Origin of the sequence: Pseudonocardia autotrophica (genome assembly GCF_003945385.1) — a bacterium.
Lineage (GTDB): Bacteria > Actinomycetota > Actinomycetes > Mycobacteriales > Pseudonocardiaceae > Pseudonocardia > Pseudonocardia autotrophica.
In genome coordinates this window covers 182,536-205,186 of sequence record NZ_AP018921.1, presented here as the reverse complement: position 1 = coordinate 205,186, position 22,651 = coordinate 182,536, and the positions used below count along the sequence as shown (strand labels likewise).

19 protein-coding genes, 1 other RNA gene, 4 pseudogenes and 1 other annotated feature are annotated in these 22,651 nt (G+C 68.4%); of the genes and pseudogenes, 20 read left to right on the top strand and 4 right to left on the bottom strand.

Going from position 1 to position 22,651, the window contains the following annotated elements:
* Positions 1-275: 275 nt before the first annotated feature.
* Together Pdca_RS34725 and Pdca_RS34720 are read left to right on the top strand one after the other, a co-directional pair.
* Positions 276-842 (top strand): annotated as a pseudogene (locus Pdca_RS34725) (flavoprotein); the annotation flags it as partial.
* Between the two features lie 6 nt (positions 843-848).
* The gene (locus Pdca_RS34720; protein WP_085916798.1) at positions 849-2,012 is read left to right on the top strand and encodes an MFS transporter; all 1,164 of its coding nucleotides are present in this window, start codon (positions 849-851) and stop codon (positions 2,010-2,012) included.
* A gap of 134 nt (positions 2,013-2,146) precedes the next feature.
* On the opposite strand, the gene Pdca_RS34715 is transcribed toward Pdca_RS34720, so the two are convergent.
* On the bottom strand, positions 2,147-3,409 hold the full coding sequence (locus Pdca_RS34715; RefSeq protein WP_050992891.1) for an alpha-D-ribose 1-methylphosphonate 5-triphosphate diphosphatase: 1,263 nt from the start codon (positions 3,407-3,409) through the stop codon (positions 2,147-2,149).
* 183 nt (positions 3,410-3,592) lie between these two features.
* On the opposite strand from Pdca_RS34715, the gene Pdca_RS34710 reads away from it, so the two are divergent.
* From Pdca_RS34710 to Pdca_RS34685, 6 genes are all read left to right on the top strand, one after another.
* The gene (locus Pdca_RS34710; RefSeq protein ID WP_197719823.1) at positions 3,593-4,801 is read left to right on the top strand and encodes an ISAs1 family transposase; all 1,209 of its coding nucleotides are present in this window, start codon (positions 3,593-3,595) and stop codon (positions 4,799-4,801) included.
* A 149-nt stretch (positions 4,802-4,950) separates the two neighbouring features.
* Complete coding sequence (phnC, locus tag Pdca_RS34705; protein ID WP_085916886.1) at positions 4,951-5,748, top strand: phosphonate ABC transporter ATP-binding protein; 798 nt, start codon at positions 4,951-4,953, stop codon at positions 5,746-5,748.
* Between the two features lie 81 nt (positions 5,749-5,829).
* Complete coding sequence (phnD, locus tag Pdca_RS34700) at positions 5,830-6,726, top strand: phosphate/phosphite/phosphonate ABC transporter substrate-binding protein (RefSeq protein ID WP_085916887.1); 897 nt, start codon at positions 5,830-5,832, stop codon at positions 6,724-6,726.
* A gap of 32 nt (positions 6,727-6,758) precedes the next feature.
* Entirely contained in the window at positions 6,759-7,571 is an 813-nt protein-coding gene (phnE, locus tag Pdca_RS34695) for a phosphonate ABC transporter, permease protein PhnE (RefSeq protein WP_373865558.1), read from the top strand.
* A 26-nt stretch (positions 7,572-7,597) separates the two neighbouring features.
* Positions 7,598-8,629, top strand: coding sequence for a phosphonate dehydrogenase (locus Pdca_RS34690; RefSeq protein WP_165884059.1), 1,032 nt, complete (start codon positions 7,598-7,600; stop codon positions 8,627-8,629).
* A 17-nt stretch (positions 8,630-8,646) separates the two neighbouring features.
* Positions 8,647-9,381 carry a GntR family transcriptional regulator gene (locus Pdca_RS34685; protein ID WP_208115292.1) on the top strand — a complete coding sequence of 245 codons (735 nt, stop codon included), beginning with the start codon at positions 8,647-8,649 and terminating at the stop codon, positions 9,379-9,381.
* Positions 9,382-9,782: 401 nt separating this feature from the next.
* Here Pdca_RS34685 and Pdca_RS34680 read toward each other — a convergent pair.
* A pseudogene (locus tag Pdca_RS34680) lies at positions 9,783-9,980 on the bottom strand (SDR family oxidoreductase); the annotation flags it as partial.
* 156 nt (positions 9,981-10,136) lie between these two features.
* On the opposite strand from Pdca_RS34680, the gene Pdca_RS34675 reads away from it, so the two are divergent.
* Positions 10,137-11,903 carry an IS1634 family transposase gene (locus Pdca_RS34675; RefSeq protein WP_085916930.1) on the top strand — a complete coding sequence of 589 codons (1,767 nt, stop codon included), beginning with the start codon at positions 10,137-10,139 and terminating at the stop codon, positions 11,901-11,903.
* Between the two features lie 62 nt (positions 11,904-11,965).
* On the opposite strand, the gene Pdca_RS34670 is transcribed toward Pdca_RS34675, so the two are convergent.
* The gene (locus Pdca_RS34670; protein ID WP_125911732.1) at positions 11,966-12,604 is read right to left on the bottom strand and encodes an SDR family NAD(P)-dependent oxidoreductase; all 639 of its coding nucleotides are present in this window, start codon (positions 12,602-12,604) and stop codon (positions 11,966-11,968) included.
* A gap of 502 nt (positions 12,605-13,106) precedes the next feature.
* Here Pdca_RS34670 and Pdca_RS34665 point away from each other — a divergent pair.
* A protein-coding gene (locus tag Pdca_RS34665; RefSeq protein ID WP_232021778.1) for an IS3 family transposase occupies positions 13,107-14,341 on the top strand; the annotation gives its coding sequence in 2 pieces (ribosomal slippage) (positions 13,107-13,386 and positions 13,386-14,341; 1,236 coding nt in all).
* Positions 13,385-13,498 (top strand) — a sequence feature (AL1L pseudoknot). Its footprint overlaps the gene before it by 114 nt.
* Positions 14,342-14,369: 28 nt before the next feature.
* On the opposite strand, the gene Pdca_RS34660 is transcribed toward Pdca_RS34665, so the two are convergent.
* Positions 14,370-15,710: an IS256 family transposase gene (locus Pdca_RS34660; protein WP_373865525.1), complete on the bottom strand. Its 1,341-nt coding sequence runs from the start codon at positions 15,708-15,710 to the stop codon at positions 14,370-14,372.
* A gap of 407 nt (positions 15,711-16,117) precedes the next feature.
* On the opposite strand from Pdca_RS34660, the gene Pdca_RS34655 reads away from it, so the two are divergent.
* From Pdca_RS34655 to Pdca_RS34615, 10 genes and pseudogenes are all read left to right on the top strand, one after another.
* Positions 16,118-17,806 (top strand): ParB/RepB/Spo0J family partition protein, encoded by a 1,689-nt coding sequence (locus Pdca_RS34655; protein WP_085915815.1) that lies wholly within the window; start codon positions 16,118-16,120, stop codon positions 17,804-17,806.
* 85 nt (positions 17,807-17,891) lie between these two features.
* Positions 17,892-18,392 (top strand): hypothetical protein, encoded by a 501-nt coding sequence (locus Pdca_RS34650; protein WP_085915814.1) that lies wholly within the window; start codon positions 17,892-17,894, stop codon positions 18,390-18,392.
* A 251-nt stretch (positions 18,393-18,643) separates the two neighbouring features.
* Positions 18,644-19,078, top strand: coding sequence for a hypothetical protein (locus Pdca_RS34645; protein WP_085915813.1), 435 nt, complete (start codon positions 18,644-18,646; stop codon positions 19,076-19,078).
* A 24-nt stretch (positions 19,079-19,102) separates the two neighbouring features.
* The gene (locus Pdca_RS34640; protein ID WP_085915812.1) at positions 19,103-19,681 is read left to right on the top strand and encodes a hypothetical protein; all 579 of its coding nucleotides are present in this window, start codon (positions 19,103-19,105) and stop codon (positions 19,679-19,681) included.
* An 82-nt stretch (positions 19,682-19,763) separates the two neighbouring features.
* Positions 19,764-20,378: a hypothetical protein gene (locus Pdca_RS34635; RefSeq protein WP_085915811.1), complete on the top strand. Its 615-nt coding sequence runs from the start codon at positions 19,764-19,766 to the stop codon at positions 20,376-20,378.
* Positions 20,379-20,733: 355 nt separating this feature from the next.
* Positions 20,734-21,147, top strand: a complete 414-nt coding sequence (locus Pdca_RS34630; protein ID WP_085915810.1) for a single-stranded DNA-binding protein — start codon at positions 20,734-20,736, stop codon at positions 21,145-21,147.
* Between the two features lie 118 nt (positions 21,148-21,265).
* Positions 21,266-21,487: pseudogene (locus Pdca_RS37390) on the top strand (WhiB family transcriptional regulator); the annotation flags it as partial.
* Between the two features lie 42 nt (positions 21,488-21,529).
* Positions 21,530-21,646: pseudogene (locus Pdca_RS37385) on the top strand (helix-turn-helix domain-containing protein); the annotation flags it as partial.
* A 76-nt stretch (positions 21,647-21,722) separates the two neighbouring features.
* An RNA gene (locus tag Pdca_RS34620) (hammerhead ribozyme type II) lies at positions 21,723-21,790 on the top strand.
* A gap of 18 nt (positions 21,791-21,808) precedes the next feature.
* Entirely contained in the window at positions 21,809-22,420 is a 612-nt protein-coding gene (locus tag Pdca_RS34615; RefSeq protein ID WP_085915808.1) for a hypothetical protein, read from the top strand.
* Positions 22,421-22,651: the final 231 nt, after the last annotated feature.

The window sequence follows — 22,651 nt, the reverse complement described above, 5'->3', positions numbered from 1 at the left end:
CCCCTACCGGGGCGCGGTCGAGCAGGTCCGGATCAGCGACGTCCGGCTCGGGCACGAGGTCACCGGCCCGGCCGAACAGGCAGTGCGGCTCGGCGGTGGGCGCTGGCCGCTGTATGCGCGGGTGCAGCTCAGGGTGCATCCTCGGCTGCTGCCCGCCCTGACCAGGGCTCTGGCCGAGGTCGCGGCCGCCACCGCGGTGGATGCGGTGCCGGCACACCAGTGCCCACACACCCACCAGCCGGTCTGCCCGCACGGTCACGACCACGCGACCGCCAGGCAGCAGAACCCGCACCCTCATCCACAATCCACCGCAGAACTATCACACCTCCTTCATGATCTCAGGATTCGACGTCGCCAATGACCGGCTCCGTGTCCTGGCGACAGGCGCTACCGGATCCGACGACTTGACCGTGGACGTGCTCGTGCCCGCTACCGGCTTCCGTCCTGACCTATCGATCCTGAGCGAGCTGCGCCTCGAACTGGATCCCGCCGTCGATGCCCCCCGACAGCTGGGACCTCTCATTGACCCGGAGTTCCATTCCTGCGGCAGCGTCGAACCGCACGGTGAGAAGGCCCTGTCCCACCCCGAACCGGGCTTCTACATCGTGGGGATGAAGAGCTACGGCCGGGCACCGACTTTCCTCATGGCCACCGGATATGAACAGGTTCGCTCCATCGCAGCGGCACTGGCAGGCGACCGCGAGGCTGCAGACGCTGTGCACCTCGACCTTCCCGAGACAGGCGTGTGCAGCGCCGACCTCAGTGCATCCTGTGACGCTCCGACAGAGCCCCAGCTGGTGACGGCCGGGACACCCGCGCCGACATCACCCACCTGCTGCTGACCTGTCATGACCGATCGTCCTCGCGGCGGTCTCCCCGCACTGTGTGCTGCACAGATCGTCAGCTGGGGACTGCTTTACTACTCCCTCCCGGTGGCCGTCGCTCCGATCTCGCAAGAGACCGGCTGGAGCCATACCGTCATCACCGCAGCACTGTCTGCGGGGCTGATCGTGTCCGCCCTGGCGGGGATCCGGGTGGGTCGACTCCTGGACAGTCACAGCCCACGCGCTGTCATGACGACGGGCTCCGTCGTCGGAGTCGGCGCGATGCTGCTGGTCGCATGGTCGCCGAATCTGCTGATGTTTTTCCTCGCGTGGGTCGTGGCCGGCTTCGCCCAGGCCGCAGTACTCTATCCGCCGGCCTTCGCGGTCATCACCCGCTGGTACGGAACGCGCCGGGTCGGCCCGCTGACGACGCTGACGCTGGTCGGCGGGCTGGCCTCGACGGTGTTCGCGCCGCTGGTCGCGTATCTCGTCGACCAGTTCGGCTGGCGAGTCAGCTATCTGCTGATAGCTGGCATCCTGGCCGTGACCACGGTGCCTCTGCACGCGCTCTTCCTCAACGGCCGGTGGACCGCCACTCTCGCATCGCGCCCGGAGGGGAATCCGACCGCTGCGATCCGCACGGTGACGAGGTCGCGGCAGTTCATCACCCTGCAGATCACGATGGCGATCGCGACCTTCACCCTCTTCGCAGTCACCATCAACATCATTCCGATGTTCCTGGAACGCGGCATGTCTTACGGCACCGCCGCACTGGCACTGGGGCTCATCGGTGCGGGTCAGGTCGTCGGACGGGTCGGATATCCGCAGTTCGCGCGAGTGACCAGTGCGAAGACGCGAACGGGCGTAATCTTCGGCGCCGGTGCGGCCGGGCTCTGGGCACTGGCACTGCTACCAGGACCGGTCTGGCTGCTGATCGCCGTCGCGGTGCTGGCAGGCGCAGTGCGCGGATGCCACACGCTTCTCCAGGCGACAGCGGTGTCGGATCGGTGGGGGACGCAGAACTTCGGGACGATCAACGGTGTCTTCACCGCACCGATGACATTCGTCGGAGCCTTCGCGCCAGTGGCTGGCCCAGCTGTCGCCGGTCTGCTGAACGGCTACCCGATGATGGCTGCAGTCATGGCCCTTCTTCTCACCGGTGCAGCTGTCCTCACATGCCGAACATGAGCGCTGCTCCCGCCCGATCACGAGGCGTGTGAAGAGGACCTCTGACATTCGTGCAGGCGACTTCTGAAACTGACACCTCCCCCACTCTTTCCCTGCGGGTGAGCTTGCTCCACCTCAGAGATCAGCTGATCCTCTCATCTTGGTCGCCCACCAATAAGAACTCCTCTTGTGAGGGAGAGAGTGGAGGGCCACCTCTTGGTGAGGTCGGCGAGGATCAGGTCGGCTCGATGTCCTTCGGTCAGAGAGCCACGGTCGTCAAGACCCACACAGGCGGCTGCACCGGAAGTCACGAGCCGCACCGCCTGGGGAAGCGTTGCAATTCCATCACGCACTAGTCGCAGTGCGCCCGGAAGCATCGATGTGGGGATGTAGTCGCTAGCCAACGCGTCGATCAGGCCCGCAGATGCGAGCTCGGATGCCGGTACGTTGCCGGTGTGAGATCTTCCCCGGACGATGTTCGGTGCCCCCGCGACGATGAGCATCCCGTGATCCCGGGCCGCACGGGCAGCCGCGACTGTTGTCGGGAACTCCGCCACACTACAGCCACGGTCGGCAGCCGCCGACACCTCCTCCGGTGTCGCGAGGTCGTGGGCGAAAAGTCGAATGGAACCTGCCCGGACCAAGCCCTCCAACCACGACAGAGTACGGTCACGCACAGCAAGGCGCTCGTCACGACTGCTGCGCCACCATTCCACATGATCAGCAGCGTCGTCGTCACTCATTCGATCGCTGTCAACCAGCCACTTCTGCATTTTCGCTGGGTCGGCGAACTGTCCCTGCCCCGGCGTGTGGTCTTCGTGCGACACGACGGGCACTCGTCCACCCGGAAGACACGAATCACCATCGTTCGGCCCCTGTGGATGCAGTGCACACATCTCGTCCTGAGGTGCCGATTCCGATGACTCCAACTCCTTCGTGAGCAGCGCAAGTCCGTATTCGCAGCGCACATCGAGCCGGTGCAGAACCTGATGATCGACTTGAGTGTCGTCAGTGCGACGGAGTGCTCCCGAGAGTTCGGACGCTGCGGGAGAATCGATCGGTCTTCCCACGATCGACCGTTCCTGGAAGGCCAGGCCGTGGAACGCGGTAGTGATGCCTGCCGCACGAAGCCGGGCACCCGCAGACGCAACCGCGAAGGAGGGATCGAGAACGACACCGGGCCGTGGACGGATATCTCGCGACAGCACATCGCTGTGGACGTCGACGAGCCCGGGCAGCACGTGTGCGCCGCGAGCATCCAGGTCACAGGCAGTGCCGCGTGGATGCGGCCCGACGTGAGCGATTCGACCGCTGCGGACGACCACCCGGGCGTCGTCGATCACCCCGTTGGGCAGCACTGCTGTGGCGTGGCCGATCACGAGATCGGAGACTGGGCGGTCCGAGGTGAAGGATGTCATGGCCAGACAGCCTTCCATCCGGTCTTGACCCTCATGTGGACGCCTCATGAACCAGGGGGTCGGCAAAGTCGCGGTGAGTGGGTGCTGAGCTGCGACGACACGCGGTCGAGGTAGGGGTGCGGGCACGACCCTGGTGGTGATCATGGCGGTTCTCACGCCAGCCTTGATCATCGGAAGAGAGCCGTGCCCGCGCCTGCATCATTGTCGATCGCTGCCGTCGCCGATCAGGTGGGCGGGGTGGAGCTACCCGATCCGGTCGCGCTGGCTCCGAGACTGACCGATGCCCTGGCCGGGGTGGTTGACCCGCGCCGGCGTCGGGGGGTTCGACATGGGCTGGTCGTGGTGCTCACGGCCGCGGTGTGCGCGGTCGCGGCCGGGGCGCGCTCGTTCGTCGCGGTTGCCGAGTGGGTCGCCGACCTGCCGGTCGAGGTGGCTGCCGTGCTCGGGACCGACGTCCGATGCCCGTCGGAGTCGACGATTCGCCGGATCCTGGGCCAGGTTGACGCCGACCGGTTCGACGCCGCGATCGGCGCGTTCGTGCAGCGCCTGTGCGCGGCGACCGAGCCGGTCGGGCGGCGCCGGGTGCTGGCGGTGGACGGCAAGACCGTGCGCGGCTCACGAGGCCCCGCCGGTCCGGCTCGTCATCTGTTCGCGGTGATCGACCAGCAGACCCGGGTCGTGCTCGGTCAGCGCCAGGCGAACGCAGTCGCGGGCAAGGGCAGCGAGATCACCGCGTTCGCCCCGCTGCTCGACACCCTGCACGGCCTGGACCTGGCCGGGGTGGTGATCACCGCGGACGCGCTGCACACCCAGCGCGAGCACGTCGAGTACCTCGCCGGCCGTGGAGCGCACTGGGTGCTCACGGTCAAGGGCAACCAGCCCCGGCTACGCCGCCAGCTCGCCGGGCTCCCGTGGCGCGGCGTCGAGCCCGACCACCGCAGCGTCGAGACCGCGCACGGACGCCGGGAGATCCGCACGCTCAGGGTCGTCACCATCGCGGCCGGGATCGAGTTCCCGCACGCCCGTCAAGCCGTGCAGCTCATCCGCAAGACCCGCCCGGCCAACACCCGATCAGGCCGGAGGGCACGCTGGCGCACCGAGACCGTCTATGCGATCACCGACCTCGGTCCGCACCAGGCCCGTCCCGAGGAGCTCACCGGCTGGATCCGCGGACACTGGCAGATCGAGAACGGGCTGCACTGGGTCCGCGACGTGACCTTCGCTGAAGATCTCTCCACCGTGCGCACCGGTGCCGCACCGCAGGTCATGGCTGCGCTACGGAACCTGGCGATCAGCCTGCACCGTCTGGCCGGCGCCACCAACATCGCCGCCGCACTACGACATCACAGCCGCGACGCACTGCGGCCCCTCCAGCTCCTCAAGATCATCTGACTTTGCCGACCCCCTGCCTCATGAACGGCTGCCCACAAGAATGCCCTGTTCGTCCTTGATTCACACACCGTTGTCCAGCACCCCCCTTGGAGTTCGCAAATCCTCTATACCTTTGCGGAGGCAACCAGGAGTCATATAGAGGACTTGACATGATCGAACTCGTCGACGTCAGTAAGACCTATAAGGGCGGCGTGCAGGCTTTGGGACCCACGGACCTCTCGATCGAGGCCGGGAGAGTGACCGTGCTCCTCGGCCCGTCGGGAGCTGGCAAGTCCACGCTGCTGCGGTGCATGAATTTGCTCGTGAAGCCGAGCACGGGAGGCGTGCGAGCGGACGGCGTGCCGTCGCTCGAAACGCGCGGCGACCTTCGACGGCATCGCCGGCGCACCGGGATGGTGTTCCAGCACCACCAGCTCATCCCGCGTTACACAGCGCTGCGGAATGTGCTGCTCGGCCGGGTCGGATATTACAGCTTCTGGCGCAGCCTCCTGCCGTTCGGCCGCGCCGACGAGCGCATCGCCCTGGAGGCGCTCGACCGTGTCGGACTGCTGGACAAGGCCCTCACCCGAGTCGACAACCTCAGCGGCGGCATGCAGCAGCGTGTGGGGATCGCCCGCGCACTCGCCCAGCAACCGGATCTGATCCTTGCCGATGAACCCGTGGCCAGCCTCGATCCCGCTACCGCACGTCGCGTCATGGAGCTGCTGCGCCGCGTCTGCCAGGAGAGCGGCATCACTCTCGTCGCCAGCCTTCATCAGGTCGACCTCGCGCTCGAGCACGCCGACCGCATCGTCGGCCTCGCCCATGGCCGGATCGTTTACGACGGTCCCGCAGACGAAGTCGACGACGATGACCTCCGCGTGATCTACGAAGACGCACGCGACGAGCCGCAGGCTCAGGATGCCTCCCTTCCCGTCGACGACCGACTCGTGATCGAGCCTCCCTGACCCCAGTCTCCGCACCCACCCGTCACCTGAAAATCGACCCACCCGATCGCCCTCGATCAACTGAAACAGGAGTGAATCACCGTGCTTGGACGCCCCCGCCTCACCGCAGCCGCAACAGCAGCCCTGACGGCTTCTGCCCTTCTCCTCTCCGGCTGCACTGCCGCCTCCGAGGCAAGCGCCGCCCCCGAAACCCTTCGGGTTGCGCTGCTTCCCGATGAGAATGCCTCGGAGATCATCAAGAACAATGAACCACTCAAGAGTCACCTCGAGGAGCAGCTGGGGCTGGAGGTCGAGCTCGTGGTGACGACCGACTACTCCTCGATGATCGAGGCGATGGCCCGCGGCCGCCTCGAACTCGGCTACTTCGGCCCGCTGTCATACGTCCTCGCGCAGGAGAAGGCCGACATTGAACCCTTCGCCGCACTGCAGGAAGTCGAGGGCGAGGACCCCACCTACCAGTCGGTCTTCATCGCCAACAGCGAGTCCGGAATCGAATCCCTCGACGATGTCGCCGGCAAGACTGTCGCGTGGGGCGACCAGGCGAGCACGTCGAGCCATCTGATCCCCAAGGCCATGCTCGCCGAAGGCGCGGACCTGCGAGTTGACCACGGCGAATATGAAGAGCAGCACGTCGGCTCTCACGATGCGGTGGCCCTGGCGGTCCAGAACGGCAATGCGGATGCGGGGGGCATGAGCCTGCCCATCTATGAGCGCATGGCCGAAGAGGGACTCATCGACCCCACGACGGTCGTCAAGGTCCAGGAGTCCGAGCCTTACGCCAACTATCCGTGGACCATGCAGTCAGACCTCCCCGAAGACCTGAAGGAGAAGCTGCGGAGAACGTTCCTGGACCTCGAGGACCCGGCGGTGCTCGAACCGTTCGACGCCGCCGGGTTCGAAGAGGTCACCGACGCGGACTATGACGCGGTGCGCGAGCTCGCACCTCTGCTCGACATCGACCTTGAGGACTACCAGTGAGCACCAGCACGGAAAGCGCGAGCACCGTCGGCCTGGTGGACGAGCGGCGAGAGCAGGACTACCTGCGGATCTCCGACAAGGCACGGTCCGGCTGGAGGCGCTCGGTCGCTGTCACCGGACTCGTCCTCGTCACCGTGCTGGTGAGCTCGTGGGTCGTCGGGATGCTCGACGGCGCCCGCATGATCACCGGACTGACGGACATCGCCGACCTGCTGAGCGAGATGTGGGTCCCGGACTTCACCAACCTCAACAGCTGGTGGGGCCCGCTGTGGGACTCGATGACGATGAGCATCGCGGCCACCGCACTGGCGGTGCTGCTCTCCGTTCCGCTGGCATTGTGCGGTGCGCGCAACACCGCGCCGCATCCGGCTGTCTACTGGGTCGCCCGGCTCATCCTCAACGTGCTGCGCTCCGTGCCGGAGCTGATCCTGGCCATCGTCTTCGTGGCGGCCGTCGGTTTCGGCGCTCTGCCCGGAGCGCTGGCGCTGGGGATCCACTCCGCGGGGATGGTGGGCAAGTTCTTCGCCGAGGCGATCGAGCATGCCGATCACGCGCCTGTCGAGGCCGCCCGCGCGACTGGTGCCGGCCCGGCGCAGGTGATCCTGCACGGCATCCTGCCGCAGGTTCTGCCGCAAATGGCTGACACGACCGTTTACCGCTGGGAGTTCAACTTCCGGGCCTCGGTGGTCGTGGGCGTCGTCGGAGCCGGCGGTATCGGTTTCGAACTGATCGCTGCCCTCCGCACCCTCCAGTACGACGAGGTCGCCGCAATCCTGCTCGTCATCCTAGCCACAGTCACCCTGGTCGACGCCCTCGGCGGAGCGTTGCGGAAGAGGTTCCAATGACAGACAAACATCCGATGGATGCGCATATGACGGAGACCCGCCACCGCCCGGTGGTGGTCCTCACCCACCGGGTGCATCCCCTGATCCTTCAGATGCTCACTGACACCTGCGAGGTGATCGCGAACCAGAGCGACAGCAGCCTGCCCGCCTCGGAGCTGCGACGAAGGGCAGCGGACGCGGACGCCCTCATGGCGTTCATGCCGGATCGAATCACCGCGGAGTTCCTCGACGCCTGTCCGCGCCTGCAGGTGGTCGCCGGCGCTCTCAAGGGCCACGACAACATCGATGCCGACGCGTGCACCGAGCGCGGGATCTGGCTGACGCGGGTAGAGGACCTCCTCACCGAACCCACGGCTGAGCTCGCCGTCGGTCTGCTCATCGGACTCGCGCGCAACATCGCGGTAGGAGACCGCGCGGTGCGGGCCCGCCTCGCAGGATGGCGACCGACGCTCTATGGAAGCACGCTCGTGGGCTCGACAATCGGCCTCGTGGGCGCGGGAAGGCTCGGCCGGGCAGTGGCGCGACTGCTCAGCGGGTTCGAGGCGAATCTGCTCTACTGCGATCCCTCGCCGGTGTCCGGTGAGGAAGATCTGCAGATGGAGCGTGTGGAGCTGTCGGAGCTGCTGGCGCGCACCGATGCAGTAGTGGTCTGCGCACCGCTAGATGTGAACACCCTGCACCTGCTCGACCGGCCCCGACTGGAATCCATGCGTCCGGGGTCACTGCTCGTCAACGTCGGTCGCGGCTCCGTAGTGGACGAGGTCGCCGTGGCTGAGCTGCTACGTCGCGGACACCTCGGCGGATTCGCCTCGGACGTGTTCGAGTTCGAGGACCTCTCGCGCCCGGACCGACCTCGGGACGTGCCAGAGGAGCTCCGGGCGATGCAGGACCGCACTCTCTTTACTCCGCACCTCGGGTCCGCTGTGGCCTCCGCGAGGCTCGCGATTGAGGAACATGCTGCCAAGGCTATCCTGCAGGCGCTTGCCGGCGAGGTGCCCGACGGCGCTGTCAACCGTCCCCAGCGCACCGCATCTCCCGTTCCGACGCCTGCGATATGATCAGTTCCATCAACCACGTGACGTCGAAGCAGCCCTCACCTCGGGTCCCGGTGTATTTGGCCGCGGCAGACGCTCTCGCCGAGCAGATCGCAGATCACCCGGTCGGTACCCGGCTTCCGTCGGAAGACGCGCTCGCCGGTCAGCTCGGTGTCAGCCGACTGACCGCGCGGGCGGCGTTGGCGGAATTGGAGAGGCGCTACCTGGTGCGGCGACGGCAGGGCAGCGGCACGTACGTCTCCCGTCGGGTCGACTACACGATCAGCCGCTGCCATCCGCCGTCATGGAGCCAGAGCGTCCGCAATGCGGGACTCACACCTGACGTCCGGACCACAGAATGGCGACTCGAGACTCCGTCGCCCGAGGTGCGCCGGCGAATGAGGATGGGACCGAGGCGGCAGGTGCTGGCGCTCTCGCGTGACCGGTACATCGACAACGAGCTGGTCGGCTTCGCCGAGTCCTTCTTCGACACGCAGCTGGTGCCGGACCTGCCCCAGGTTCTCGACCCGTTCGCCTCGCTGTACGAGACCCTGGATGATCACTACGGGCTCCGACCGGTTCGCGGATGGTTCGGCGTGGCCATCGATCCCGCACCGCCCGAGGTCGCCGAGCACCTCGGGCTGAGCGGCCGACCGCCGGTCATCTCGATCCGCTCACGGACAGATGCCGCAGCACGAGACCACCAGCCGGTGGAGCTCACGGTTTCGTGGCTGAGGGCCGACGTATTCCGCATCGAGATCGACTTCGACACATGAGTCCGCCAGCGTAGGCCTTTCCGCAGGCGAACCCTGACCCACCGTCAGCGCGCCCTGCAGGCCAGCTCCAAAGATGGCGTTAGTCGAGTCGACAACCCGAGGGCTGCAGGGTCAGAACCTGGACTACGCTTTCTCCACACGAATGCCCCGTACCAGGATCGCAGCCCGAGGCTCCCTTTGACTCGCACTTTTGCACGATTGCGAGCAGCAGGGTGCCCGCCTGCAGGAGCCCGATGCCCTCATGGTCCTGCGGTTCGGCGACCACGGCCTCGATCCAGGTGCGCAGCTGCACCTCACTCCTGTTGCGGAGATCACGTCTCTCTGGATGGAGTCGGACCCGGGCAGCCGGCCCGGACCGATGCAGGAGTGAGCAATTCCGCGGGCTTTCCCAGTCTAGTGATTCATAGTCCCCCCGAGACGTTCAGCACTGCACCGGTGACATAGGAGGCACGGGGTGAGAGCAGCCATGTGACGGCTTCGGCGATCTCAACCGGATTCCCAGGGCGGCCAAGCGGAACCGATGCCCCGACTCTCTGAGCTCGCCCCGGCTCTCCCGCGCGGGCGTGGATGGTGGTGTCGGTGGTGCCGGGCGATACTCCCGCGTTCCGCAGCTGATGGCCCGATCTGGACACACGGTGCGGTATCGTCCCAGGTCAGTGTGTCGTAGTAGGCCTGATACCGGCAGAAGTCCTGGACACACGTTCGATAGATGTTCGAATCGTTGAACTGCTGGTATTCGTGTATCGTCTGGACACGTGCACGTACGGGTGGCGACACGGCGAAACAAGGACGGCGCAGCCGTGCGGTACCTGCAGTTGACGCACAACGAGTGGGACCCGGCCACGAAGACGTCCCGGCCGAAGGTGCTGCACAGCTTCGGCCGCGAGGACCAGCTCGACCGCGACGCCATCAAGCGCCTGGTCGCGTCGCTCTCCCGGCTACTCGATCCGGCCACCGCCCTGCGGACATCGTCCGGTGCCGATCCGGGGGATCTGGCGTTCACCTCGTCGCGCCCGGTCGGCGGCACGCTGGTACTCGATGCGCTGTGGCGCCGGCTCGGGATCGACACCGTCATGGCACGGCTGCTGGACGGGTGCAAGCGTGACCCGCGCACCGAGCGGGTGCTGTTCGCGCTGGTCGCGAACCGGGCACTGGAACCGGGCTCGAAGCTGGCCGCCGCCGGGTGGATCAACCGGCGCTGCCACATCGACGGCCTGCCCGAGACCAGCGACGATGCCTGCTACCGGGCGATGGACTGGCTGCTCGAGATCGCACCGGATCTGGAGCGGGAGGTGTTCTGGCAGGTCGCCACGCTGCTCGATCACGAGGTTGACCTGCTGTTCTTCGACACCACCTCCACCTATTTCGAGACCGAAGGCCCCGACGACCCAGTCGCCCGGGACGCCCACGGCCGCCCGGTCCCCGACCTGGCCGGCGACCCGGCCAGCGGCCCGGTCGGCGACGACGGCACCGGCACGGCCGGTGGGGACACCGCAGGCGACCCGGTGGGGTTCCGGACCTACGGCAAGTCGAAGGACTCCCGCGACGACCTGCCCCAGGTCGTGATCGGCATGGCCGTCACCAGGGCCGGGATCCCGGTCCGGGTGTGGTGCTGGCCGGGCAACACCACCGACTCCGCCCTGATCCGCCAGGCCCGCGCCGACATGCGGGACTGGACCCTGGCCCGGGTCATGTGGGTCGCCGACCGCGGCTTTTCTTCCGCCCAGAACCGCCGGGAGCTGCGCCGCGGCGGCGGGCACTACATCATCGGCGAGAAGCTGCGTTCCGGCTCCGCGGAGGCCACCGCGGCGCTGTCCCGACCGGGCCGCTACCAGCATGTTCGGGACAACCTGCAGGTCAAAGAGGTACGGATCGCCGACGATGAGCGGTTCGTGCTCTGCTTCAACCCCGAACAGGCCGAGCGTGACGCCGCGCTGCGCGAGGTCATGACCGGCAAGCTGGCCGCGCTGATCGCCGCCAGCGACCGGCTGACCGCCGAGAAACGGGCCGAGCTGCGGGGACGGATCTCCACCATGCCCGGGCTGAACCGGTACCTGCGCACCACACCCGGCGGGCTGCTCCGCGTCGACAAGAAGAAGGTCACCAGCGAGACACACCTGGACGGGAAGTACCTGCTGCGCTGCTCGGACCCCACCATCTCGGCCGAGGACATCGCGCTGGGCTACAAGCAGCTCCTGCAGGTCGAACGCGGCTGGCGAGACATGAAGACCACCCTCGAGTTGCGCCCGGTCTATCACCGACTCGAGGACCGGATCCGCGCCCACGTCATCCTCTGCTGGCTCGCGCTGCTGCTGGTCCGGATCGTCGAGACCACCACCGGGCGCACCTGGAACCAGGTCCGCGACGACCTGCAAGAACTCCACGTCGGCACCTTCGAAGGCCCCGCCGGCACCTTCCGGCAACGCACCGAGCTCACCACCACCCAGCGCGACATCCTGGGCAAGCTCGTCGTCAACGCACCGAAGAAGATCATCGAACTCGGCCCGCCTGCAACGTCCTGACCAGCACGAACACCACCGCCTGGACACACGCCTGTCCGGGCGGCTTCTCGCGTTCCCGCAGGTCACACCCTAGATTCCGTGTCCAGGCTCAACACCAGCTGCGGAACCCGGGATACTGCGTTGACGCGAATACCGACCGGACCAAATTCCCGGGCCAACCCAGTGGTCAAGGCTTCGACACCGGCTTTCGCTGCGGCGTAGGCGACATACTCTCCGGGAGAGCCCGTGCGAGCCGCGATCGAGGAGATGTTCGCGATGCTGCGGCCGGACGCTGATGGCCCTATTGACTCGTCGCTCGTCCAGCGGCGGATGATCTCCCGACACAGGCGAGTAGGAGCGACCAGGTTCACTTCCATGACCCGTCGCAAGTCCTCGTCGGTCAGGTCGGTGAAAGCACCTATTGAGCCGGTGATTCCGGCGTTGTTGACGAGGGCAGCGACCTGTCCGAAGCTCTCGGCACGATCGAGTAGTGTCTGCGGCGCGTGGTCGTCGGTGACATCGAGACGCACAGCGCGCAGCGAGTAGCCCCGCAGACGGCCCCACTTCTCGGCGTCTCTGGCGTCTGCATCGGAGTTCGAATGGGTGAACACGACTGCGAATCCGTCGCGACAGAGCACCTCGACGATGCTGCGTCCGATGCCGCGCGTACCGCCTGTCACAATTGCCACCGGGCGATTCGCGCCGCCGGGATGGAGGCTCATGGAACGACTTCTTTCTCTCAGTGCGAAACGGGTTCAGGGACCGGGGCTTTGCTGCTCAAGTCCGCCGAGCTATGGCGACGGGGCAGTCGAGGGGCACGTCGCGAGTATCCCATCTCGGATAGGGGCTCACCGGTCCGATCGACCGGCTCACGACGCGTATGTAATCCAAGGAACCATCGAGAGTCATGGCCAAGGACCTGCGGGCACCGGCTCTTCGCGCCCATTGCCCGGAAGGGTCCCGTGGCACAACCAGTCGACCGTGGCTGGCCAGAAACTGCTGCGGAAACGGCTGTGGAACAAGCCGAAGTGGCCGATCTCGTGAACCCCGAGGTCCTCGGGGCGCAACTCCCACACGTACGGGCGAATCCGAGGGCTATAAGACAACGCGCGGTCGACTGCTTCGAGCGTGGCGTACGGGTCGTCGGCGGAGGTCACTGCCAGGGTTGGGGCTGAATCGCCCCGGGTTTGATGGAGACATCGTTAACCCGGAAGGATGGGCGGCATGGTCGCACCACGGAAGTACCCTGACGAGCTACGCGAGCGAGCGACAAGGATGGCGATTGATGCGCGACAGGACCCGGCGACTCGAGCCGGCGCGTTCCGTCGGATCGGGGAGCAACTCGGTGTCCACCCTGAAGCGCTGCGGACGTGGGTGAAGAAGGCTGAGATCGATGAAGGACTCAGACCGGGAACCACGTCGGACGACGCAGCCCGGATGGCCGAACTCGAGAGGGAGGTCCGCGAGCTGCGGCGGGCGAATACGATCCTGCGGCAGGCATCGGCTTTCTTCGCGGCGGAGCTCGACCGCCCCTCGCGGTGATGTGCGCGTTCATCGACGCGCACCGGGATGAGCACGGGGTCGAGCCGATCTGCAGGATCTTGCAGATCGCCCCGAGCAGCTACTACGCCCACCGCACCCGCAAGCCTTCAGCCAGGCAGCAGCGGGACGAGGAGCTGACGCAGGAGATCACACAGGTGCATGAGGAGAACTACGGCGTCTACGGGGCGCGAAAGGTCCATGCCGAGCTGCGCAGGCAGGGCCACGAGGTGGCCCGGTGCACCGTCGAGCGGCTGATGCGAAAGGCAGGACTCCGCGGCGTGAGCCGAGCGAAGGGGCCCCGGACGACGAAACCGGCACCGGAGACGAGCAGACCTGCGGATCTCGTCAATCGTGACTTCACGGCAGAGGCGGTCAACCAGTTGTGGGTCGCGGACATTACGTATGTGCGGACGTTCGCCGGATGGGTGTACGTCGCGTTCGTCCTGGATGTGTTCTCTCGTCGGATCGTGGGCTGGCAGGTGTCCACGAGGCTGTACACGGCGCTGGCGATCGATGCGTTGGAGATGGGGATCTGGACGCGTCGGCGTGATGGTGCTGATCTGTCTGGTCTGGTCCATCACAGCGACCGCGGAGTTCAGTATCGTGCCGTGCGTTACGCGGAGCGACTCGCGGTGGAGGATGCTGTCGCGTCGGTCGGGTCACGTGGTGACTCGTATGACAACGCGATGGCGGAGGCCTTGAACTCATTGTTCAAGGCTGAGTTGGTCCGCAATCGCGGGCCGTGGCGGGATGTGTCGCATGTCGAGGTCGCGATCGCGGAGTGGGTCGATTGGTACAACCATCGCCGTCTTCATGGCGAGATCGGGCACGTTCCTCCCGTCGAGTTCGAAGCAGTCCACGCGGAGCAGCCTGCTCGAGCGTTGGCATCAATTGAGCCTGTCACGATTCCCGTGTAAGCCACGGGTGGCTGATGCCGTTAATGTATCACAGAGGAAGTCGTCCGGGGAAGAGGACGACCAGCGTGTTCAGAGCCGTTTTCCAGCCGTGTGTTCCAGTTCCGGATTCACCTCCCCTTCTGCTCGAGATGTTCCGGAGTCCGAGGTAGAGTAGCTTCATCGCTGCCTCGTCGGAGGGAAAGTGCCCGCGGGTCTTGGTGATTTTCCGGAGCTGGTAGTTGATGGATTCGATGGCGTTGGTGGTGTAAACGATGCGCCGCAGTTCCGGTGGGTAGTCGAGGAACGGGATGAAGTCGTTCCATGCGCGGCGCCAGACGTCGATCACGCCCGGGTACTGGCGTCCCCACTCGGAGTCCAGATCCTTCAGTGCGAGCTCGGCCGCCTCGACGGTCGGCGCGGTGTAGATCGTGCGCATCGACTTCACGATCTTCTTCCGGTCCTGATAGGACACGAACCGCATCGCGTTTCTGATCACGTGCACCACACACGTCTGCACCACGGTGTCGGGGAACACGCTGGTGATGGCCTCAGGAAGACCGCTCAGGCCGTCGCAGCAAGCGATCAGAATGTCGCGCAGCCCGCGGTTGCGCAGCTGCGTGAGCACCGAGTGCCAGAACTTCGCGCCCTCGGTCTCGGCGATCCAGCAGCCCAGCGCGTGCTTGCGGCCTTCCACGTCGACACCGATGACCAGGTGCGCACTCTTGATCGTGACCGCGGCCTTGTCCCGGACCTTGATACGGATACCGTCGATATAGACGATCGGATAAACTTCGTCGACCGGCCGATTCCGCCAGATTTCGATCTCGTCGGTCACGACATCGGTGATATTCGAGATCAGTTCCCGCGACGCCTCCACTCCGTACACTTCCTGCAGATGCGCTTCGATGTCGCGGGTCGACATTCCGCGGGCATAACAGGAGAGCACGAGCTCATCGATCTGGCCGATCCGACGGGCACGTTTCGGCACGATCTGCGGCTCGAACTCGCCATTGCGGTCGCGCGGCACGCTGATCGTCACCGACCCGTTCGTGGTCGCCACCTTCTTGGTCGAGCTGCCATTACGGGAATTACCCGTGCCGTGGCCGGCGGGGTCGTCGCGGTCGTAGCCGAGGTGATGGGTCATCTCGGTCTGCAGCGACCGTTCGAGCACGGCCTTGGTCATCTGGTTGAGCAGTCCGTCGACGCCGTCGATCGGAGTGCCGGCGGCCTTCGCGTCGGCCAACAGCGCGTCGATCGCCGACGGGTCGAGGGCCTCGGCGAGCCGGCGAGCCGCTGCAGTCTCGCCGTCAGGGTCGGGCTGGTTCTCGCTCACGTGGGTGTCCTTCCCGACCGCTGTGTTGATCACTGCGGTCGATCTTGGCCCACCCATGGCTTACACACCTGCCATGACACGCCCCAGCCTGCTCGAGCGTTGGCATCAATTCCCAGATAGAAATCCCTCTACAAAACTCGGGGCTTGACACAGGTGCAGTGAGGGTCGGCTCAGCGGCTGTGTCCGCCCCCCGGCCAGGGGACGGACACACGCTGGCAGCTCCGGGACCGAAACCGGCGATGAACCTGCCGCGCGATCCCCCCGGGTGAACCCGCCCCACGACACACAGCAGGTGGGCAGGGCACGGCCGGGCGGGTCCACACCGGGGTGACCACGGCAGAACCCCCGCCGGCCCGGCCCCCGGCGCTGCCCGAGCCACGTGGTGCGCCCCCGGGCTTCGCGGGGCGCACCGCCCCAGGGCACGCGTGCCCCGGGGCGGGCCGCTTTCCCCTGTGGGAGGTCTGATGACCGTAGAACCGACCCCTACCCCCGAGACGGCTGTGCTGGACGCGGCGGCGTTCGGCCGCCTCGCGCTGGTCGACCCGAACACCCTGGAGCTGGAGGTCAACACCCGCCTCGACGCGAACCTCGACCCGCACTTCTGCGCCTCGATCCGCGACCGCGGGGTACAGGAACCGATCACCGTGCGCCGCCGCGCCAGCGACGGCACCCTGATCGTGCGCACCGGTCAGCGCCGTACCTTGGCCGCGGTCCGGGTCGGTCTGTCCCAGGTGCCGGTCATCATCTCCCCCGAACCGGCCTCCGAGGACGGCGACGACGTCGACACCGGCAGCGAGGACTACCGGGCCGGGCAGGCCGAACGGATAGTCGAACAACTGGTCGAGAATCAGCATCGGCGTGGGATCGCTGATGCCGAGGAAGTCGCGGCGCACCAGCAGCTGCTCGGGCTGGGGTTCAAGCCGGCCGACATCGCGAAAGTGGTGCGCACCAAGGCCGATCGGGTCCGGGCGACCACCCAGGCCGCGCAGAGCACGCGGGCGGTTGCGATCGGGTCCCGCTACGAGTTGGACCTGGTGCAGATGTCGATGATCGCCGAGTTCGAGGACGACGACGAGGCGGTCAAGACCCTCACCACCGTCGCGGTGCGGGAGCCGGGCCAGTTCGGCCACGTCGCGCAGCGGCTGCGTGACGAGCGCGCCGCGCAGCAGGTGCATGCGGCCGCGGTCGCCGAGCTGACCCAGGCCGGGGTGACCGTCATCGACCGCGACGACGACCGCTACGCCGCCGCGACCGGGCTGGCCTGGCTGCGACCCAGCGCCGACGACCCGGAAGGGACCGGCATCGAGGAGGACACCCACCAGGACTGCCCCGGCCACGCCGCCGAGATCGTGACCTTCCGCCGCTACGGCGAGGGCCACCAGGCCCGGGTCAACTGGCTGTGCCTGGACCCGACCGCGCACGGGCACGCCCCGCTGCGCGAGAGCATGCGCACCCGCACGGGAGCCGCCGGTGGCAGTGCGAGTGAGAGCGACGAGGAGCGCGCGGCACGCGAAGCCCGGGACAAGGAAGCGGCGCGCATCGAGCGGCGGCGGGTGATCGCCAACAACAAGGCCTGGGCCTCCGCGGAGACCGTGCGCCGGGAGTGGCTGGCCGAGCTGCTGGCCAAGAAGTCCGCGCCGAAGGGCGCGGCAGTCTATGTCGCCGCCGAGCTCGGCCAGGGCGCCCACGCCCTGCGCAAGGCGATGGAGTCGGGCAACTCGCTGGCCTGTGAGCTGCTCGGGCTCGCCGCCCCGGACGGCGGCGGCTACTACAGCGGGCGGGTCAACCCGCTCGCCGAGGCCGCCCGGGCCACCAGTACCGCCCGGGCCACGATGCTGTCGCTGGCGTTCGTGCTGGGCGCCTACGAGGCCGGCACTCACCAGGGCAACTGGCGCAACGCCGACCCCGCCACGCAGCGCTACCTGTCCCAGCTGCGCGACTGGGGTTACACGCTCTGCGAGGTCGAACAGCTCGCCCTCGACCCGAACGCCGACCACACCGCCACCCTCGCCCCGGGCGACAACGCCGACGGCGGCGACGCGGACGAGGAGGAGGACGCAGCCGCGGGGCCCGCCCCCGACTGCGAGCCGGACACCGCCGCCGAGCTCGACAGCGCCGAGCCCGGTGACCTCCCGGACGACGAGTCCGACTGACCCAGCACCCACCACACACCCGGGCAGGGGCGGCACAGCCGTCCCGCCCGGGCGTGTCTGCGCACCCTTCACGAAGGAGATCGAGATGCCCCAGACGGAGCACGTCCACGACCAGCTCAACCGCGATGCCCAGTTCCTGCCGCAGACCACCGACGACCAGCGCCCCGCGCTGCGCGTCGGCGACGTTCTGGTCAGCGCGTACTGGCAGCCCGGCCCGCTGCTGCGGATCAGCATCGACACCACGGATCTGGCCGCCGAGTTCCCGGACAACCCACCGATGCAGGTCGCGCTCAACGACGCCCTCATCTATCAGCTGCCCACACCCGACGCCGGCATCGAGCAGGGGGTGCGCGGGCTCGCCGACCACGAGCTGTTCCAACAGCTCGCGCTGGCCGAGTACGCCGAGCTCTACGGCGGTGCCGGGTTCGACTACCCGATCACCGACCTGGTCGCCGAGATCGACGTGCGCATGCCCGGCGGTCTCGAACGCCTCGCCGCCCGCTTCGACAAGCACGACGCCAGCGATGTCGTGCGCGCCTGGTTCACCGCCCCGGACACGCTGCTGGCCATCGCCCGCGCCGGGTGAACACACCCTCTCGGGGTGTCGGGGCTCGGTGGGTGACGCCCGAAGGTCAGCACACCGCGGTGGGGTCCGCGGCGATGAACCGGCGCCGACACCGAGCGGGTGGGACGAGCCTCGCCCGGGGCTCGGACCGCTGGCGCGGTTCCCACCCGCTCGGGCCAGCACGAACCCCCGCCGCCCCTGGTCGGGCCCCACCGCGGCGTGCTGAGGCAGGGCCGCGTCACCCACCAGCCCGACACCACAGGAGAGGCCAGATGACCACGAACACCCGGACCACGAACGCCCTGACGCCGAACACCGGCACGCAGGACGCCCGGCGGGGCCTGCGGGTCAGCATCCTGCGCGCGGCGGACCTGCCCGACTGCTCGAACGGCGGGATCTCCGGGCGGGTCACCCGCGTGACCCTGGTCGGGGACCTCGTCGACTACTACGCCGCGGCCGTGCTCGAGCCCGACGAGCAGGCGCCGGCGGTGCGGCTGATCGAGCGGGCCGGAATGTACGGCATCGCCGTGCCCGACCTCGCCCGCACCGACCGGGTCGGGCCGATGGCCTCCGGGGCGTTCGTCTACAGCAGCGACTCCCGGTTCCGCGCGCTGTCGGCGCACCTGGGCTGCGGCGGGTCGGCGATCCCGCTGCACGACCGGTTCGAAACCGCCGCCCAGTACGCGGCCCTGTCCAGCGACTACTGACCCTCTCGTCTGGGAGTGCCCGCCATGTCTGTCACCTTCTGCCCTGCCCCGCCCGCCGGCGGCCCGGTTGAGCTGGGCGCGAGCCTCGAGTGCCCGGCGTATCCGCCGACCGACCGGCGCTACTTCGCCGACTACGACGCCGCCGTCGCCGGGCTGACCGACCATGACCGGTACTGCACCGACCCCGACTGCGGCGAGCACGCCTACCGCCCGTTCGTGGTCGTGCACTACAGCACCGACACCGACCCCAGCCTGAACGTCAGCAACCGCAACGCGATGCTGCTGTTGCGCGCGCTCGGGCTGGTCGCCGAGCTCGGCGCAGCCGACGTCCACGAGCCCCCACCCGGCGGTGCGACCGCACCGCCCCCGGACGCCGACACGCCCCTGGTCGGGGAGCTCACGGCCGAGCAGATGCTCGGCCGCGTCGAGCTGGCGCTGGCCCTGGCTCCTGCTGATGCCGGCGTACCGGTCCAGGACCGGGGCGTGGCCGGCACGGTCGTGGACTTCGGCCGGCAGGCGGGCTACCTGCAGGACCGGCTGATCGTTCTGCGCGAGGTCGCCCTGTTCGCCCGCGACCAGGCCCGCGACGTCATCTGGCACTGACCACCACCACTGCACTCCCGACGGGGGCGCCCACCGCACACGCGGAGGGCGCCCCGTCGTCGTCTGTGAAGGGACATCAGCCATGGAAGAGATCGAGATTGTCGAGGTACCCGGTGGGCGGGTCCGGGTGCTGCCCGACGACGCGCCGCAGTCGCCGCGCGACTGGGACACCGTCGCGCACCTGATACTCGACCTCGCCCGGCACTCACTGCCGTGGGAGGACCACACCGGCCGGCTGCGGGAGCTGTGCGAACGCGGCGGCGGGGGGCTGGCCGCCCGCTACCCGACGGTGTTCCACGACGCCGTCGTCGTGCCGGTCTGGGGCTACGCCCACGGCGACCTCGCGCTGCACGCCGGGGCACGGGTCGGGTGCTTCGCCGACCCGTGGGACTCCGGACAGGCCGGGCTGGCCTACCTGCTGCGCGACGAGCTGCGCACCGCCTGCGGTGGTCGCTACCCGGGTGACGAGCAGGCCCGCGCCTGTCTGCGCGGGGAGGTCGAGGTCTATGACCAGTGGGCGAGCGGGCAGGTCGTGGGCTACATCGCCGAACAGTGGGCACCGTGCCCGGCCGGGCCGGCAGGCGCCTGCGGCGGCGGGACCTGGGCCGAGGTCGAGGCCTGCTGGGGCATCTACGGCGTCGACGACGCGATCACCCAGGGCCGAACCGTGCTGGCCGGGGTACGGCACCCCCGGTAGCGGGCGCCGCGAGGCGGCACGGTCGGCTCCCCCGCCGGTCCCGGCTTCCGGCCGGACGTCATCGGACATCGGAGTCATTGGTGTTTGGGGCTCGCCACCGGGTGCCTCCCTGAATACGTGTCGGGGCTCGGTGTGGAGACGCCCGAAGGTCAGCACACCGCGGTGGGGGTCGCGGCGATGAACCGGCGCCGACGCCGAGCGGGTGAGACGAGCTCGCGTTGCTCGTCGGCCTGGCGGCCGATCCCACCCGCTCGGGCCAGGCCGAACCCTCGCCGCCCCTGACGGGCCCCACCACGGCGCGCTGAGGCAGGGCCGCGTCACCAACCAGCCCGACACGCCTTCAGGGAGGCACCCCATGAACGACCAGACCTACATCGGCAACATCGGCAAGCAGCCCACCTTCGAGTTCCACGAGCACACCGGGCGGGCGCGGCTGCAGTTCTCCCTCGCGATCAACAAGCGCTACCAGGACCGCGAGTCCGGTGAGTGGCGCGACGGCCGGACCCTCTGGCTCAACGTGGTCGCGTTCGGTCCCGTCGCCGAGAACGCCAGCAACCTGGGCTCCGGTGACCCGGTCGTCGTGATCGGCCAGCTGGCCGACAACTCGTTCACCGTGACCGACGACGACGGCCAGTCACGCGAGATCGCGCGCACCGAGGTGCAGGCCAAGATCGTCACGGCCGACACCCGCAAGGCGGCGATCACCGTCACGCGCCAGCCCCGGCGCGAGCACACCGGGTCGACCACCGCCCCCGAGCCGGTCGCCTGACCCCCGGGCGGCTACCGGGCGGGGCGCCCCACCGACAGCGGCGGCGCCCCGCCCGGTCTCCACACCGGCCCTGCCCCGGGGCCGGTCCAGTCGCAGCCCGCATGCGAGGTGAGTAGTGATGGATTTCCTGGACCACGCTCTGCCCTGCAGAGCAGAGAACCCCGAGCTGTTCTTTCCTGTCGGTACCGGCCGCCCTGCGGCCCGCCAGGTGGAGCAGGCCAAGGCCGTGTGCCGGCGCTGCCCGGTGACCGCGGCCTGCCTCGACTGGGCGGTTCGGTCCGGCGAGGTCGGGGTGTGGGGCGCAACGACCGACGACGAGCGCCGCCGGTCGCGGCCCCGCACCCCGTGCCGGCCTGCTGCGCAGCGTAGCCCGCAGCAGGCGCGGCGGGCCGCCGCGGTGGCGTGTGTCCGCCAGGGCACTCAGCGCGTCGTTGTGGCCGAGCAGTACGGCGTCAGTCCGCGCACGCTGCAGCGCTGGCTCGCCGCCGCCAGCGCCTGAGCGCCGGTGGCGACACCGGACGTGGCGCTGCGCCCCGAGCCCCCTGCCGGGGCTCGTGCGCGCCCGACGACATCTGAGCCGAAACGCCGCCGCCGGCGGCGTCCGCCGGGGCTGATCTCCCCAGCGCTGACGAGGCAGATCACATCCCACGGGAGGTATCGGATGTCCATCACCGTGTGCGGGCCCGCCTGCACCACAGAGATCAAGAACAGTGGCCGCGGCTGCGGGGACCCCCAGAGCTCCCATGTGGGGGCGGTGCTCGAGACCTACGAGCGCAACGGCTATGACGACAGTGACTTCATCGCCGTGGTCTGGGACGGCGAGCAGGTCACCACCCGCGAGTACGCCAGTACGCGGGGCTGGACCTACCACAACGCTGCGTCGGTCGACGCGACGCCGCAGGTCCGCGAGGCCGCTCTGGCCTGGTACCGGCGTCAGCTGGCGCCGCAGCTGATCGAGCGCGCGCGGGCGCGCTCCCGCGCACCCCGGGTGGGTCGCCGGGTGCGGTCGTTGACCCGGCGCGGCAAGAACATCGGGGTCACCGGTGAGGTCCGGTGGATCGGCCCGGACCGCTACGCCCGCGGCACCGGTGAGCGTGTCGGGATTCAGCCCGCCGGCGAGGACGGGCTGCGGTTCCTGCCGGCCGGCAGCGTCGAGGTGCTCGACCCGGAACCGGTCGACGAGCAGACGCTGCACGCCTACGCCGCGGCCGCCCGGCCCGACACCTGGCGCTGTGCCCTCGACGACCTCACCGATCGGGCGGTGGCCTCGTGAGCGTGGTCGCCACCCTCAACCGGCGCCGCTCCCACCCGCGCGCTGATCGCGGGTCGACCTGCTGGTCACCGCCCGCACCGCCCGGCTCACCGCCGCAGAGCAGGGTGCGCTGCGACGGGCCCCGGTCCGCCTCACCGATACCCCGCCTGGCCCTCATCGAGGGCGTGTGCCCGGACGGCTGCCACCGCGCCCGGCAACGCGCGCAGCCCTTCGGCATCGCCCCGGTCGCCG